Origin of the sequence: Methylobacterium sp. Leaf91, assembly GCF_001422815.1 — a bacterium.
Lineage (GTDB): Bacteria > Pseudomonadota > Alphaproteobacteria > Rhizobiales > Beijerinckiaceae > Methylobacterium.
This window is the reverse complement of the sequence record NZ_LMMP01000002.1, coordinates 132,209-146,773: the sequence shown is the minus strand read 5'-3', so window position 1 is coordinate 146,773 and position 14,565 is coordinate 132,209. Positions and strand designations below refer to the sequence as shown.

General features: G+C 67.0%; 12 protein-coding genes. 7 read left to right on the top strand and 5 right to left on the bottom strand.

All coding sequences use genetic code 11. The features are described from left to right. Positions 1 to 127 precede the first annotated feature (127 nt). The gene (locus ASF32_RS03360; RefSeq protein WP_156467661.1) at positions 128 to 1,273 is read left to right on the top strand and encodes a type II asparaginase; all 1,146 of its coding nucleotides are present in this window, start codon (positions 128 to 130) and stop codon (positions 1,271 to 1,273) included. A 23-nt stretch (positions 1,274 to 1,296) separates the two neighbouring features. On the opposite strand, the gene ASF32_RS03355 is transcribed toward ASF32_RS03360, so the two are convergent. After that, positions 1,297 to 2,217 carry a bestrophin family protein gene (locus ASF32_RS03355; RefSeq protein ID WP_056423667.1) on the bottom strand — a complete coding sequence of 307 codons (921 nt, stop codon included), beginning with the start codon at positions 2,215 to 2,217 and terminating at the stop codon, positions 1,297 to 1,299. A gap of 512 nt (positions 2,218 to 2,729) precedes the next feature. On the opposite strand from ASF32_RS03355, the gene ASF32_RS03350 reads away from it, so the two are divergent. After that, complete coding sequence (locus ASF32_RS03350; protein WP_056161468.1) at positions 2,730 to 4,706, top strand: CoA-transferase; 1,977 nt, start codon at positions 2,730 to 2,732, stop codon at positions 4,704 to 4,706. A gap of 200 nt (positions 4,707 to 4,906) precedes the next feature. Beyond that, entirely contained in the window at positions 4,907 to 5,893 is a 987-nt protein-coding gene (locus ASF32_RS03345) for a M10 family metallopeptidase C-terminal domain-containing protein (protein WP_244477874.1), read from the top strand. A gap of 13 nt (positions 5,894 to 5,906) precedes the next feature. Here ASF32_RS03345 and ASF32_RS03340 read toward each other — a convergent pair whose 3' ends face one another. Further along, the gene (locus ASF32_RS03340; protein WP_056423663.1) at positions 5,907 to 7,223 is read right to left on the bottom strand and encodes a UDP-glucose/GDP-mannose dehydrogenase family protein; all 1,317 of its coding nucleotides are present in this window, start codon (positions 7,221 to 7,223) and stop codon (positions 5,907 to 5,909) included. A gap of 388 nt (positions 7,224 to 7,611) precedes the next feature. On the opposite strand from ASF32_RS03340, the gene ASF32_RS03335 reads away from it, so the two are divergent. From ASF32_RS03335 to ASF32_RS03320, 4 genes are all read left to right on the top strand, one after another. Continuing rightward, positions 7,612 to 8,628, top strand: coding sequence for an iron ABC transporter substrate-binding protein (locus ASF32_RS03335; RefSeq protein ID WP_056423742.1), 1,017 nt, complete (start codon positions 7,612 to 7,614; stop codon positions 8,626 to 8,628). Further along, on the top strand, positions 8,625 to 9,665 hold the full coding sequence (locus ASF32_RS03330) for an iron ABC transporter permease (protein WP_056423660.1): 1,041 nt from the start codon (positions 8,625 to 8,627) through the stop codon (positions 9,663 to 9,665). The genes ASF32_RS03335 and ASF32_RS03330 overlap by 4 nt, the downstream gene beginning before the upstream one ends. Then, on the top strand, positions 9,662 to 10,435 hold the full coding sequence (locus ASF32_RS03325) for an ABC transporter ATP-binding protein (protein ID WP_056423658.1): 774 nt from the start codon (positions 9,662 to 9,664) through the stop codon (positions 10,433 to 10,435). Before ASF32_RS03330 ends, ASF32_RS03325 begins: the two co-directional genes overlap by 4 nt. A gap of 68 nt (positions 10,436 to 10,503) precedes the next feature. After that, positions 10,504 to 10,824 carry a hypothetical protein gene (locus ASF32_RS03320; RefSeq protein WP_056423656.1) on the top strand — a complete coding sequence of 107 codons (321 nt, stop codon included), beginning with the start codon at positions 10,504 to 10,506 and terminating at the stop codon, positions 10,822 to 10,824. A 99-nt stretch (positions 10,825 to 10,923) separates the two neighbouring features. Here the strand turns inward: ASF32_RS03320 and ASF32_RS03315 are convergent, their stop codons facing one another. The 3 genes from ASF32_RS03315 to ASF32_RS03305 form a co-directional block, all read right to left on the bottom strand. Beyond that, complete coding sequence (locus ASF32_RS03315; protein WP_056423654.1) at positions 10,924 to 12,099, bottom strand: MFS transporter; 1,176 nt, start codon at positions 12,097 to 12,099, stop codon at positions 10,924 to 10,926. A gap of 103 nt (positions 12,100 to 12,202) precedes the next feature. Beyond that, positions 12,203 to 12,448, bottom strand: a complete 246-nt coding sequence (locus ASF32_RS03310; RefSeq protein WP_056423652.1) for an ADP-ribosylglycohydrolase family protein — start codon at positions 12,446 to 12,448, stop codon at positions 12,203 to 12,205. Between the two features lie 36 nt (positions 12,449 to 12,484). Beyond that, positions 12,485 to 14,452 (bottom strand): ABC transporter ATP-binding protein/permease, encoded by a 1,968-nt coding sequence (locus ASF32_RS03305; protein ID WP_056423650.1) that lies wholly within the window; start codon positions 14,450 to 14,452, stop codon positions 12,485 to 12,487. Positions 14,453 to 14,565 lie beyond the last annotated feature (113 nt).

Below are 14,565 nucleotides of genomic sequence, written 5' to 3'. Positions count from 1 at the left end.
TCGCCCCTCCAGTTACGATGTCGAAGGAATGACGCCGGAACAGCCTGTGACCGCCGCCTTTTTGGCCTGGGCGTGAGCGGGGGGAGCGGCCACAATGCCGTCCTCCCGCCTGTGACAGGATACCACGATGCAGCTTGTTCCTCCCGCTTACCGGCCCACCGGTCGTCCGATCGCCTTCGCCCTGGCTCTGAGCGTCGGATTGTCCCTCGCGCCGCTCCCAGCCATCGCTCTCGAAGGCCCGGCACCGGCCAAACCCGGTGAAGCGGCGGCCCCGGCCACGACGACAAAGCCCCGCGTGGTCATCGTCGCCACGGGCGGCACGATCGCGGGCGCGGGTGCGGATGCCGCCAACAGCGCCACCTATCAGGCGGCGAAGGTTCCGGTGGATAAGCTCATCGCCGCTGTGCCGGCCATCGCACAGGTGGCTGAGGTACGCGGCGAGCAGGCGTTCCAGATCGCCTCGGAGAGCTTCACCAACGCACAGTTGATTCAGCTCGCCAAGCAGGTCTCCGCCCTGGTCAAACGCGACGACGTGGATGGAGTGGTCATCACCCACGGCACCGACACCGTGGAGGAGACGGCCTATTTCCTCGACCTCGTGGTCAAGACCGACAAGCCCATCGTCATGGTCGCCTCCATGCGGCCCTCCACGGCGATCTCGGCCGATGGCGCCCTCAACCTTCTCGATGCCGTAGTGGTGGCTGGCGCGAAGGATGCCCGCGCCAAGGGCGTGCTCCTCACGATGAACGACGAGATCCAGGCCGGACGCGACACCACCAAGCGCGTCAACATCAAGCCCTCGGCTTTCTTCAGCCAGTGGGGACCCCTCGGCATGGTGGTGGAGGGCAAGACCTATTGGTTCCGCGCGCCGGTGAAGCGCCACGGCACCACCTCCGAGTTCGACATCGATTCCATCGATACCCTGCCGGACGTCGCCATCGTCTACGGCTCGGGCAACATGCATCCCGAGCCCTACACCTCCGCCGTCGCCACCGGCGCGAAGGCCATCATCCATGCGGGCACCGGCAACGGCTCGGTGGCCGGCTACCTCGTCGACACCCTGAAGGACATCCGCTCCAAGGGCGTGCAGATCATCCGTTCGTCCCGCGTCGGCGACGGCTTCGTCCTGCGCAATGCCGAGCAGCCGGACGACAAGTACGATTGGGTCGTCGCCCACGACCTCAACCCGCAGAAGGCCAAGATCCTCGCCGCCGTGGCCCTGACGAAGACGCAGGACACCAAGGAGCTTCAGCGGATCTTCTGGGAGTACTGAGCCTCCACCGCTCGCGCCACGTCTCAGCGCAGGAGGAAGCCCTCCGGCGCGAGAGGCGGCGGCGCGGGTTCACCCAATGCGTCGAGGACGATCCCCTCCACGACGCGGACCAGCGCGTCGAGAGGGAGATCGTTGGGCTCGGTGCCGAACGGGTCCTCCAACTCGTCTCCGAGGGCATCAAGGCCGAAGAACGTGTAGGCGACGAGTGCCGTCACGAGCGGCGTCACCCAGCCCAGCGTGCCCGCCAGACCGAAGGGCAGGAGCAGGCAGTAGATCCAGGCCGTCCGGTAGAGAAGCAGGGTATAGGCGAAGGGCAGCGGGGTGCCCTGGATGCGCTCGCACACGATCTGGACCTGGCCGAGAGCCGCGATCTTCTGCTCGAGGAAGCCGAACTGGATGTCGGTCAGAGCACCGGCCCGCTGTGTTCGTCCGAGATCGGCCGTGAGGTGCACGAGCACGGCGTCGGCGATGCTCGGGCGGTCGCGAAGGGGCGCGGCCTCCGCCTCGGACAGCCAGGGGGTTGCGGCCGCCACCTCGTCCTCGCGCCGCATTTGCGCGTGGAGGGCCTTGGCAAAGCCCATCACGCGTTTCAGTGCGCGGCTTCGCAACGCGTCGTGCCGCTCCTCGGGCAGGAGCGCCATCAGGAGCCGGGCGAACGCCCTCGCTTCGAGGATCAGCGTTCCCCAGGCTTTGCGCGCCTCCCACCAGCGGTCGTAGCAGGCGCCGTTGCGGAAGCTCAGGAAGATCGAGAGAGCCAGCCCGACCAGGGTGAAAGGCCCGATCCCCGCGCTCATCGGGAAAGGATGGGGCCAAGCCCGCTCGACAGCCACGACGACGATGGCCGCCACGGTGATGAAACTCACCTTCAGCGCGACCCGCGGCAGGATCGAGCCCTGGAGCGTGAAAAGCACCGCCATGAGATTGGGACGCGAACGGACGATCATCGACGACTTATGGTTTCGTTGGGGGGATCACCGGTCGAGGCCAAGGACCGGCATCCCCGAGCCTGCGTCACCCGGCGGCTCCCGGCAAGGCAAGCTCTCGTGACGAACGCGGACCAGCGACGAACCGCCCCAACGTCGTGCGTTCGAATGAGAGACACGAGGTTGGGACCGACAACGGTGGAACGAATCGCCACCAAAATTCGAAATGTTGAATACTTTCGACCTTCCCGCACCGCACAAGTGTTCAACCAATGACGCCGAGCCCTCAGGATTAGACGCAATCCTCACTGATCACTGGAAATGCCGGCAGTCCGGACATGAAAACTCGGGCTAACGCTGCACTGCAACAAGACGCGAACGCCGCGACTGGCGCTAGACCGGACCCTTGCGAAAACTGGACCGTATCTTTACGCTGCCTGCGCCAAACAAGACTTCCTCATCCACGGCATTATGCAAAATATCACTTGCGTTAGGGCCGGGATGCGGGAGGCGCTCTGAGGATAGACCGGTCGATGAAGAAAAATAAGGTGATCACGGCCGAGGAGGCGATCGCCCTCATCCGGCATGACGACGTCGTCACCACGACGGGGTTCGTCCAGAGCTGCATCCCGGAGGCGCTCCATGCCGCCCTGGAGAAGCGCTTCGTCGACACGGGCGCCCCGCGCGGCCTGACCCTGATCATGACCGCCGGCGCCGGCGACAGCAAAGGCCTCGGCACCGGCCGCCTCCACCACGAGGGCCTGCTGAAGCGTGTCATCGCCGCAAATTTCGGCCGCATGCCGAAAGTGGCCAAGGCCGCCCAGGACAACAAGATCGTCGGCTACAACCTACCCCAGGGCGTGATTTCGCAGCTCTACCGCGCCTGCGCCGCCGGCCAGCCCGGCCTCTTCTCCAAGGTCGGCCTGCATACCTATGTCGATCCGCGCCATGGCGGCGCCCGCGTGAACGAGGTGACGACGGACGAGATCGTCAAGCTCGTTGAGGTCGATGGCGAGGAATGGCTGTTCTACACCGCCACCAAGATCGACGTCGCCTTCATCCGCGGCACCTCGGCGGACCCGGCCGGCAACATCTCCTTCGAGAAGGAGGCTCTCACCCTCGACTGCCTGGCCCAGGCCATGGCCGCGCGAAACAATGGCGGCATCGTCATCGCGCAGGTGGAGCGCATCGTCGATGACGGCTTCCTGCTGCCCAAGGACGTGCGGGTGCCGGGCATCCTCGTCGATTGCGTGGTGCTGGCCGAGCCAGAGATGCACCGCATGAATTACGGCGTGCAGCACGACGCGGCGCTGGCCGGCCAGATCCGCGTGCCGGTGAGCGGCATGAAGAAGATGAAGCTCGACGCCCGCAAGATCATCGCCCGCCGCGCGGCTTTCGAATTGCCGCCGAACGGCGTGGTCAATCTCGGCGTCGGCGCACCCGAGGGCATCTCGGCGGTGGCCAACGAGGAGAAGGTGACGCCCTACATCACCCTCACCACAGAGGCCGGGGCCGTGGGCGGCGTGCTCGCGTCCGGGTCGAGCTTCGGCGCGGCGACGAATGCCGATTGCGTCATCGACCAGAACCAGATGTTCGACTTCTACGATGGCGGCGGTCTCGACATGACCTGCCTCGGCATGGCCGAGTGCGACCAGCACGGCAACGTCAACACCAGTGCGTTCGGCGGCAAGCTCAACGGCTGCGGCGGCTTCATCAACATCAGCCAGAACGCGCGGAGCGTGGTCTTCGCCGGCACCTTCACCGTGGGCGGCCTGGAGACCACGATCGAAGACGGCAAGCTGAAGATCGTCACCGAGGGACGCTCGCAGAAGTTCCTGCCGCAGGTGGAGCAGATCACCTTCAGCGGTCCCTATGCGCAGAAGCGGTCGCAGCCGGTGATCTACGTGACCGAGCGCTGCGTCTTCCAGCTCACCGACGAGGGGCTCGAACTCATCGAGGTGGCACCGGGCATCGATATCGAGCGCGATATCCTGCCCCATATGGGCTTCACGCCGATCATCAAGCACCCGGCGCAGATGGATGCCCGACTGTTCCGGGACGAGCCGATGGAACTGCTCTCGGACCTCCTCAACCTTAACCTGCCGGAACGGGTCAGCTACGACGCCGAGCGCAACATCCTCTTCCTCAACCTCGAAGGCTGGCACGCCCGCATCAAGAGCGACATCGACGACCTGCGCAAGGTCTTGGTCGATGCCTGTAAGAAGGCCGGCCAGCGGGTCAACTCGGTGGTCAACCATGACGGGTTCCGCATCAACGAGAACCTGTACGACGATTACGCCAGCATGATCCAATACCTGTCGGCGAACTACTATCTCACCACCACGCGCTACGCGACGAGCGCCTTCCTGCGTCTCAAGATGGAAGAAGCGCTCAACAATCGCGGCCTCGCCCCGCATGTCTTCGAGCGCAAGGAAGACGCTCATGCCTTCCTCGACGGCATGGACCGCAAGGTGCGGCGCGCCTCTACGGCCATCGACGCGGCGGCGTGAGAAATGCCGCCTCCAGGTAAGGCTCGGAGGCGGCGTACCGCTCGGGATGAACTGCAGCGTCATGCTGCGGCGACCGACCGCTCCGCCCACAGGGCGGATGCTCGGCCTTAAGCCTTTCTCAGGTTTCGGTTGCAATCACATCATCGACACCGCCCGCTCCTCTCGGGGAACGGGCGGGCAAGGTGATGGAGAACGCGTCCGTGGTTACGATCAAATCCTCGCTGCCTTTGGATGCGCATACGATCGACATTTATTCGTATGACGAGCAGGTCAGCTATTCCCATCAGGTCGAGACGGGTTTTCGCGGCTCGCTGAGCGAGGATATCTTCTTCGACATCGTCGGCTCCGGGTTCTCCTACGAGGCCGGCCCCTACCCCGTCACGGGCGTGACCAATGGCGTCACCCTGTTCTACGGCGCCAGTACCCTCCTGGAGATCCAGGGGCTCGCCATCACGGCCGAACAAGCCCTCTTCTATCGCGAGCAGGATGCCGGGAGCGTTCGGGCCGCGATTCTCTCGGGCGACGACACCCTCACCGGATCGAAATACGCCGATCTCCTCGATGGCTATGCCGGGGCGGATTCGATGACCGGTGGCGGTGGCGACGACGTCTACATCGTCGACAGTATCGGCGACCGGGTGTTCGAGCGTCCGATGGCGGGCAGCGACCGCGTCGAAGCCTCCATGTCCTTCTCCCTCGGTAAGCAGTTCATCGAGAACCTGACCCTGACGGGGAACGCGGCCATCAACGGCACCGGCAACACGCTCGACAACGTGCTTCTCGGCAACGATGCGGCGAACAAGCTCAAGGGTGGCGGTGGCGGCGACATCCTCGTGGGCGGCGCGGGTAAGGATACGCTCACGGGCGGCGTCGGCAACGACACCTTCGCCTTCTGGGCCATCTCGGACAGCCTTGCCGGCAAGACTTACGACACGATCACGGATTTTGCTTTGGGCCAGGACCGGATCGACCTCTCGGCGATCCAGGCGGTGACCGGTGCCGAGGGCGACCAGGGCTTCACCTTCATCGGCGATGCCGCCCTTGCCCAAGCCGGAGACCTGCATATGCGGGTGTCCGGAAGCTCCACGTTCCTCGAAGGCGATGTCGACGGGAATGGACGGGCGGATTTCCAGATCCTGTTGAAGGCCATCGTCGGCGGCCTTCAGGCGAGCGACTTCATCCTCTGATCCCGCGGGCGGTTCACGCCTCCGGCGTCGGCACGCCGATGCCGACATAGTGGAAGCCGTGGCGGGCCACGTCCTCGCCCCGGTAGACGTTGCGCAGGTCAACCACCACCCGTGCGGCCATGCTCTCGGCGAGCAGCGCCCAGTCGAGGGCGCGGAAGGCGTTCCACTCGGTGACGATGACGAGGGCGTCCGCCCCTTCGGCACAGGAATAGGGGTCGTCCGCATAGGCGATGTCCGGCATCAGCGCGCGGGCCCCCTCCATCCCCTCCGGGTCGTGCGCGCGGATGCGGGCGCCGGCATCCTGCAGGCCGGCGACGATGGAGAGGGACGGCGCGTCGCGCATGTCGTCGGTATTCGGTTTGAAGGTGAGGCCGAGGAGCGCGATGGTCTTGCCCCTCACCGAGCCGCCACAGGCGGTGACGATCTTGCGCGCCATCGCCCGCTTGCGCTGGTCGTTGACGGCGACCACCGCTTCCACGAGCCGGATCGGCGTGCCGCAATCCTGCGCGGTCTTCACCAGCGCCAGGGTATCCTTCGGGAAGCAGGAGCCGCCATAGCCCGGCCCCGCATGCAGGAATTTCGAGCCGATGCGATTGTCGAGGCCGATGCCGCGCGCGACCTCCTGGACGTTGGCACCGACCTGCTCACAGAGATCGGCGATCTCGTTGATGAACGTGATCTTGGTGGCGAGGAACGCGTTGGCGGCGTATTTCGTCAGTTCCGCCGTGCGGCGGCCAGTGACGAGGATCGGCGCCTGGTTGAGATAGAGCGGGCGGTAGACCTCGTTCATGACGCTGGCCGCGCGGGCATCGTCCGCCCCGATGACGATGCGGTCCGGCCGTTTGAAATCGCCGATCGCCGCGCCTTCGCGCAGGAATTCGGGGTTCGACACCACGGCGAAATCGGCATCGGGCCGCGCCTCGCGGATGATGCGCTCGACCTCGTCTCCGGTGCCGACGGGAACCGTGGATTTGGTCACCACCACGGTATAGCCGGTGAGCGCTGCGGCGATGTCACGGGCCGCCGCATAGACGTAGGAGAGATCGGCGAAGCCGTCGCCCCGCCGGGACGGCGTACCCACCGCGATGAACACCGTGTCGGCGGCGGCGACCGCGCTCGTCAGGTCGGTGGTGAAGGTCAGCCGGTTCTGGCGGACATTGTCGGCCACCAGCGTGTTGAGGCCCGGTTCGAAGATCGGGATACGCCCCTGCTCGAGCGCCTCGATCTTGGCCGGATCGTTGTCGACGCAACAGACCGTGTGGCCGAAATCGGCGAAGCACGCACCGGAGACCAGGCCGACATACCCCGCGCCGATCATCGCGATCTTCATCAGGCTCTCTCCTCGGCCGCCTCGATCGGGCGTCTCGACCAACCGTCTCTCGCCGCCGGCGGTGACAGATCCATGACGGATCGGGCGCTTGCCACCCTCGGCCCCACCGGACCGGGAGGATGGCGGACCATCACGTCGGTAGGTCTCGCTGCCTTCACCTCCGCCGGGCGGATCGATGGACCGGGGCTGTATAGCAGCCCCTCGCGGATGACAAACGAGAGGCCGGTTCGGTCACTCCGGGTCTCGGGGCGATCCCGGCGCGTGCGTCGCGGAGCGCAGCGTCCGCCGCCATGATACGATATCGGCCATGATCCTTCGCTTCATCCCGCCGGCCGCCGGCCGCAGACAGGTTTCGTCCCGCGCGACGCAGGTGCTCGCAGCCGCCGCGATGGCTCTGATGGGCCTCGTCTTCACCGTAGAGGCAGGCGCTGCCCGCCCCTTCGTCGATGCGGCCGGGCGCAAAGTGGAGGTGCCAGAGCGCGCGCGCCGCATCCTCGCCGCCGGTCCGCCGGCCTCGGTCCTGCTCTACACACTGGCGCCCGAGACCATGATCGGCTGGGTCCGCGCCCCCTCCCCCGACGAGGCCGCCTTCCTGTCACCGGAAACGCGTGGCCTGCCCGCTTATGGCCGGCTCACCGGCCGGGGCAATACCGCCAATGTCGAGGCCGTGCTCACTCTGAAGCCGGACCTCATCATCGACGTGGGCAGCACGGCATCGACCTATGCGTCCCTCGCCGACCGGGTGCAGGCGCAGACGGGCATCCCCTACATTCTCCTCGACGGCGGCATCGACCGGACGGGCGAGACCTATGCCAAGCTCGGCGATCTGGTGGGAGTGCAAGAGCGGGCCAGGGATCTCGCCGCCCATGCGGAGGCGATGATCGCCGAGGTGAAGGACCGGATCACCTCGATCCCTGCCGACAGGCGACCGCGCGTCTACTACGCTCGTGGGCCACGCGGATTGGAGACGGGGGTTTCGGGCTCGATCAATACCGAGCTCCTCGACCTGGCCGGCGCTCGCAATGTCGCGGAGGGCGGGGGCGCCACGGGGCTCACCACGATCTCGCCGGAACAGGTCCTGGCCTGGGACCCCGACGCCATCGTCACCCTCGACCCGGCTTTCCACCGGACCATATCCACCGATCCGCTCTGGAGCACGCTACGGGCCGTTCGCGCCGGCCGGGTCTACCAGACGCCGCGCCTGCCCTTCGGCTGGTTCGACTCGCCGCCGGGAATCAACCGCCTGATCGGCCTGCGCTGGCTCGCGGGCCGGCTGTATCCCGACCTCTTCCCCGAGCCGATGGAGAGCATCACGCGCGATTTCTACACGCGCTTTTATCATGTGGACCTCGACGCGGCGCAGCTGGAAACCCTGCTGAAGGATGCAGGAGCGGCCCGCCCGTGACAGCCTCCTCCCTGGCAGCCCGGCCCGCCTTGCGCCTCGCGGTGACGGGCGTACTCCCTCTCCTCGCGCTGGTGATGCTGGTCCTGGTGTCGCTGGCGACGGGCAAGTACTCCGTGCCCGTCGCCGATGTGGCGCGCATCCTCTGGGCGAAACTGTTCGGGCTGACCTCTTCCATCGATCCGACCGCGCAGATCGTCGTGCTGCAGGTGCGCCTGCCGCGCGTGGCGGCGAGCCTCGTCGTCGGCGCTGCCCTCGCTGCGGCGGGCTCGACCTACCAGGGCCTGTTTCGCAATCCCCTGGTCTCGCCCGATATCCTCGGCGTCTCGGCGGGGGCGAGCCTCGGTGCCGTACTCGGTATCTTCCTCTCGCTCCCCGTGGGTGCGATCCAGCTCCTCGCCTTCGCCGGGGGATTGCTCGCCGTGGGCGCGGTCTATGCGGTGGGCCTTGCGGTGCGGCGGCACGATCCGCTGCTCACCCTGGTGCTGGCCGGCGTCGCCATCGGAGCGGTGCTGGGCTCGGTGATCTCGCTGCTCAAGGTGCTGGCCGACCCCTACAACCAGCTCCCCGCCATCACCTACTGGCTGCTCGGTAGCCTCGCCTCCGTCAGCCTCGGCGATGTCGGCGCGATCCTGCCGGCAATGGTGCTCGGCCTGCTGCCGCTCGTCCTGTTCGCCTGGCGGATGAACCTGATGAGTCTCGGCGAGGAGGAGGCTCGTGCGCTGGGCGTGGAGACACGTTTGCTGCGGCCGTTGTTCATCGCCGCCGCGACGCTGGTGACCGCCGCCGCCGTCTCAGTCACCGGCGTGATCGGCTGGATCGGCCTCATCATCCCGCATGTGGCGCGTCTGATCGTCGGCCCGGATTTCCGCCGCCTGCTGCCGGCCTCCCTGCTGATGGGGGCGGGCTATCTCCTCGCGGTGGATCTCGTCGCCCGCACCGTCGCGCCCATCGAGGTGCCGCTGGGCATCCTCACCGCGCTCATCGGCGCACCGTTCTTCCTCTGGCTCCTGGCCACCGCGAAGGGGGGCTGGGCTTGAGCCTGGAGGTCCAGAACCTCGCTTTCGGCTACGGCGCCAAGCCCCTCGGCGAGGGCATCGACTTCACCTTAAAGGCGGGCGAGGTGCTTGGCCTTCTGGGCCCGAATGGCGGCGGCAAGACTACCCTCTTCAAGACCCTCCTCGGCCTGCTTCCGGCCCAGGCGGGGCGAATCCTCCTCGACGGCGAAGATGTGGCGACGTGGTCGCGGGCGCGGTTCGCGCGGAGCGTCGCCTACGTTCCGCAGGCTCATGCCGCCTTCTTCCCCTTCAGGGTTCAGGACGTGGTGCTGATGGGGCGGGCGAGCCGCCTCGGTGCCTTCGCGGCGCCCGGCAAAGCGGACGCGGCGATCGCCCTCGAGGCCCTGGCAACCCTCGGTATCCGGCATCTGTCCGAGCGGCGTTACACGGAGATCAGCGGTGGCGAGCGCCAACTCGTCCTCATTGCCAGGGCTCTCGCCGGGGAGCCGCGCTTCCTCGTCATGGACGAGCCAACCGCGAGCCTGGATTTCGGCAACCAGGCCCGCGTCCTCGACCAAGTGCGGCGCCTCAAGGAACGCGGCATGGGCGTCGTTCTCTCGACGCACGACCCCGACCACGCCTTCCTCTGCGATCGGGTGGCGCTCCTGCACGAGGGCCGGCTCCTGGCGCTCGGCAGACCGGAGGAAGCCGTCACGCCGGAGACCCTGCGCCTCCTCTACGGAGTCGACGTCGCCATCGTGCCCCTGCCGGGCGGCGGGCGCTTCATCTGCACGGCGATCCTGCCCCGCTGACGCGGCACACCTGTGGCCACCCGCGCGTTGCCCTGCCGACCTGCCGCGATGATGGGACGGGATGCCCGATGCCAGTGCTGGAGACCCCCGACGGCCGCTACATCGTCGTCAAGGGACGGCTCTGGCGGCGTACCAATCCGAACTTGAGCGAAGAGAAGCGGGAGCATCTCGTCAAGGCACTGATGGATGCGCGGCGGGCGGTGAAGGAGGCCAAGCGCTCGGGCGACGAGGCCGCTATGAAGCGCGCCCGCGCGGCGGTCGACGCCGCCAAGCACGGCCTCGGCGAGCGCGGCCCCGTCTGGTGGACGGACGGCACGCCCGACCAGAACCGCCGCATGGTCACGAACACGACCTACGCCGAATGGTATGCGGGGCTGGAGGCGGCATAGCGGAACCATCGCGTCATCCCACGATCGCTTCCGTCTGCATCGCCGATGGGAACACGAGATCCCGATTTGCGCGAGCCGGCGATGTCGGGAAGCGGAGCTTCAGCGCGCGAGAAGCTTTGCGCTGAAGCTGCCGACACTCAGGATCACGAGGGCGCAGAGCGCGAGGGCGGTGAACTGGCCGAGGCCCTGAAGCGCCGAGCCGAGGATCGCGACTCCCAAAGCCTGGCCACAGAAGAACGAGAAGGCGTGGAGCGAAACCGCCGAGGCGCGGGCCGTCGGTGCCACCTCGGTGACCTGCACCTGAAAGGTGTTGTGGAGCATGTAGAAGCCGAGGCCCAACGCCACCAGGGCCGCGCAATCCACCTGCCAGCTTGCCGCGCTGCCGATGACCAGAAGGGCGCCGGCGCAGATTACGCCTCCGCCGATCAGCATCCGCCGCATCCCGAGGAGGCGCAGGAGCACGGCGACGAAGGCCGAGTAGAGCAAACCACCGGCGGCGAAGCCCGCCAGTGCCAGCCCGGCCTCGCGGGGGCCGCCCTCCCCGCGCGCCTCGATCAACGGCGCGAGATGGGGAAAGATGCCGAAGACTGCGATGGCCTCCACGAAGACGGCGATGAACAGGACCCGCGCACGGGGGATCGCGACGATGGTGCGGTAGCGGGCCACCGCTTCGCCCAGCGCGAAGCGTTTGGGTGCCGCGCCGGCCGCCCATTCGAAGCCGAGGATCGCAGCCGCACAGCCGAGGGCCGCCACCGCCGCCGTGATGGCGAAGACGCCCTTCCAACCGACATCGGCCTCGATGAGACCGGCGAAGGTCGAGCCGGACAATTGGCCGAGGATGACAGCGACGAGGAACCGGCCAATGGCGACCTGTCGGCGCTCCAGCGGGATACGGTCGCCCATGAGGGCGAGCGCCAGGGGAATGACGCCGCCCGCCGCCGCGCCCGCCAGGATGCGGAGCCCGAACAGCACGGTGAGATCGGCCGAGACCGCGCATCCGGCAAGCGCCAGGGTGAGGATGCCGAGACAGACCGCGATGACCCGTTCCTTGCCCAACGAATCCCCGACCGGCCCGAGGATCGGCTGGATCAGCGCATAGGGCAGCGCGAAGGCCGTCGAGAGAAGTGCCACCGTATGCGGATCGCTCTGCAGATCGCGGGCGAGCACGCCGACGAGGGGCTCGATGGCCCGTCCGGCAAAGGTGCTGGCGAAGCCGGCGAAAGCCAGGATCACGATCAGGCGCGTGGTCGAGAAGGCCGTTGGCGCTACGGTCATACACACCCTCGAAACGGGGACGATCCGGCCGACCCTCGCACGAGCGTCCGCACGGGTGTTTTCCATACGCGGATCATGACGGCAAAGCGCGATGCGCCCGGTATCAGGCTTTCGCCGCCAAGGCATCGGCGAGATCGACGATCCGCTCGCGCCAGGCGAGGGGCCGGAGCCAGCGTTCGGGGATCGCCGAGGCGCCGTAGAGGGCGCCTGCGAGCTGGCCGGTGACGGCACCGACCGTATCGGCGTCCTCGCCAAGATTGACGGTCAGGATCAGCACGTCCTCGAAGGTCTCGGTGCTGCCGACCGACCGGAGCGCCGCCTCCAGCGTGTGGAACACGTAGCCGGACACGACGACAGATGATTACGTACCGCCCGTTGCGATACGTTATTCGGCGGGCATCGGCTCGGGTACGACGGGCCTTTTCGGTTGAGGGGCCACACGCTCCACCGAGGGCAGGACCTCGTCATCGACCCGCTCCTCCTCGGCGCGCTTGAGGATCTCTCGGGCCTCGTCGGCTTCGCGCTGGCGGCTCCAGAGGGAAGCGTAGACCCCGCCGAGATCGAGCAGGGTCGGGTGGTCGCCGCGCTCGACGATGACGCCCCGGTCGAGAACGATGATTTCGTCGGCATTCACCACCGTCGACAGGCGGTGGGCGATGACCAGGGTGGTCCGACCGCGGCTGACCTTGTCGAGGGCGTCTTGGATCTCGCGCTCGGTGAAGGAATCGAGGGCCGAGGTCGCCTCGTCGAGGACGAGGATCGGCGGGCCCTTCAGGATCGTACGGGCGATGGCGACGCGCTGTTTCTCGCCGCCCGAGAGCTTCAGGCCGCGCTCGCCCACCGGCGTGTCGTAGCCTTCCGGCAAAGCGGAGACGAACCGGTCGATCTGGGCGAGGCGGGCGGCCTCGCGCACCGCCTCGTCGCTCGCATCCCACTGGCCGTAGCGGATGTTGTAGCCGATCGTGTCGTTGAACAGCACGGTGTCCTGCGGGACCATGCCGATGGCGGCCCGCAGGCTGCCCTGCTCGACGGAGGCAATGTCCTGGCCGTCGATGAGGATGCGGCCGGATTGCGGCTCGTAGAACCGGAACAGTAGGCGCGACAGGGTCGATTTACCCGCCCCCGACGGGCCGACGATGGCAATCGTACGCCCGGCCGGCACCTCGAAGCTGACGCCGCGCAGGATCGGCCGTGCCGGATCGTAGGCGAAGCGCACGTCCTCGAACCGGACCACACCGGCCGAGACCGCAAGAGGTTTGGCGCCGGGCCTGTCGGCGATTTCCGGGTTGCGATGCAGGATCCGGAACATGTCGTCGATGTCGATCAACGCCTGTTTGATCTCGCGGTAGATCATGCCCATGAAGTTGAGCGGCATGGAGAGCTGGATCAGCATGGTATTCACGAGGACGAAGCCGCCGAGCGTGGTTCGCCCGGCCATGATGTCCCGCGCGGCGAGCCACATCACCACCGTCATGCCGATGGTGAAGATCAAAGCCTGACCGGCATTGAGCACGGCGAGCGAAACGTAGGTCTGGGTCGACGCTGTCTCGTATTTGGCCATGGAGCTATCGTAGCGTTCAGCCTCGCGGCGTTCGGCACCGAAATACTTCACGGTCTCGAAATTGAGCAGCGAATCGACCGCCTTGGTGTTCGCGTCGGTATCCGAGTTGTTCATCCGCCGGCGGATCTCGATCCGCCATTGCGTCGCCTTCCAGGTGAAGGCGAGATAGGCGGCCACCATGACGAAGACGACGAACGAGTAGAGCCAGTCGAACTCGTAGGCGAGGACGCCGATCACCAGCACGAACTCGACGATGGTGGGAACCAGCGTCAGCACCATCAGGCGCGAAAGCTCTTCGATGCCGCCGCGGCCGCGTTCGAGCACGCGGGTGAGGCCCCCGGTCTTACGCTCCAGATGGAAGCGCAGGGAGAGCCGGTGCATATGCTCGAAAGTCTGGAGCGCGAGGCGACGCACCGCATGCATCGCCACCTTGGCGAAGAGCCCGTCGCGCACCTGGGTGAGCAAGGCCATGATCACGCGTGACAGGCCGTAGAGCCCGATCATCAGCATCGGCGCCGCGAACAGGCCCGTGGGGAGCGTGGCGCCGAGGCCGTCCTTGTCCCCCACCGCCGCCACGAGGGCGTCGGTCGCCCATTTGAAGGTGAAGGGCGTCAGCATCGTCACGAATTTCGCGACGAGGAGGAGGCCAAAGGCGAGGAAGACGCGCCGCTGCAGGTCCGGCCGGGTATGGGGCCAGAGGTAAGGCCACAGGCGCCGATACGTGGCGAACAGGCCGGGACGCTCGGGCGGCGGCGTGCCGCCGTTCGCCACGGCAGTGGGATCGGTGGTCATTCAGACAGACTCGGGAGGATGAACCGGGAGTGGACGAACTCAGCCCCCGATATAGTCTCTCGAACCGTTCCAGACAGGCACCCGGCGGCGCAGGGCCGGGCTGCAGACTGCGC

Excerpts from the sequence above, each read along its gene's own strand:
- ASF32_RS03350 (WP_056161468.1), top strand. The coding sequence starts at position 2,730 with ATGAAGAAAAATAAGGTGATCACGGCCGAGGAGGCGATCGCCCTCATC.
- ASF32_RS03335 (WP_056423742.1), top strand. The coding sequence starts at position 7,612 with ATGGCTCTGATGGGCCTCGTCTTCACCGTAGAGGCAGGCGCTGCCCGC.
- ASF32_RS03355 (WP_056423667.1), bottom strand. The coding sequence starts at position 2,217 with ATGATCGTCCGTTCGCGTCCCAATCTCATGGCGGTGCTTTTCACGCTC.
- ASF32_RS03320 (WP_056423656.1), top strand. The coding sequence starts at position 10,504 with ATGCCAGTGCTGGAGACCCCCGACGGCCGCTACATCGTCGTCAAGGGA.
- ASF32_RS03360 (WP_156467661.1), top strand. The coding sequence starts at position 128 with ATGCAGCTTGTTCCTCCCGCTTACCGGCCCACCGGTCGTCCGATCGCC.
- ASF32_RS03340 (WP_056423663.1), bottom strand. The coding sequence starts at position 7,223 with ATGAAGATCGCGATGATCGGCGCGGGGTATGTCGGCCTGGTCTCCGGT.
- ASF32_RS03315 (WP_056423654.1), bottom strand. The coding sequence starts at position 12,099 with ATGACCGTAGCGCCAACGGCCTTCTCGACCACGCGCCTGATCGTGATC.
- ASF32_RS03305 (WP_056423650.1), bottom strand. The coding sequence starts at position 14,452 with ATGACCACCGATCCCACTGCCGTGGCGAACGGCGGCACGCCGCCGCCC.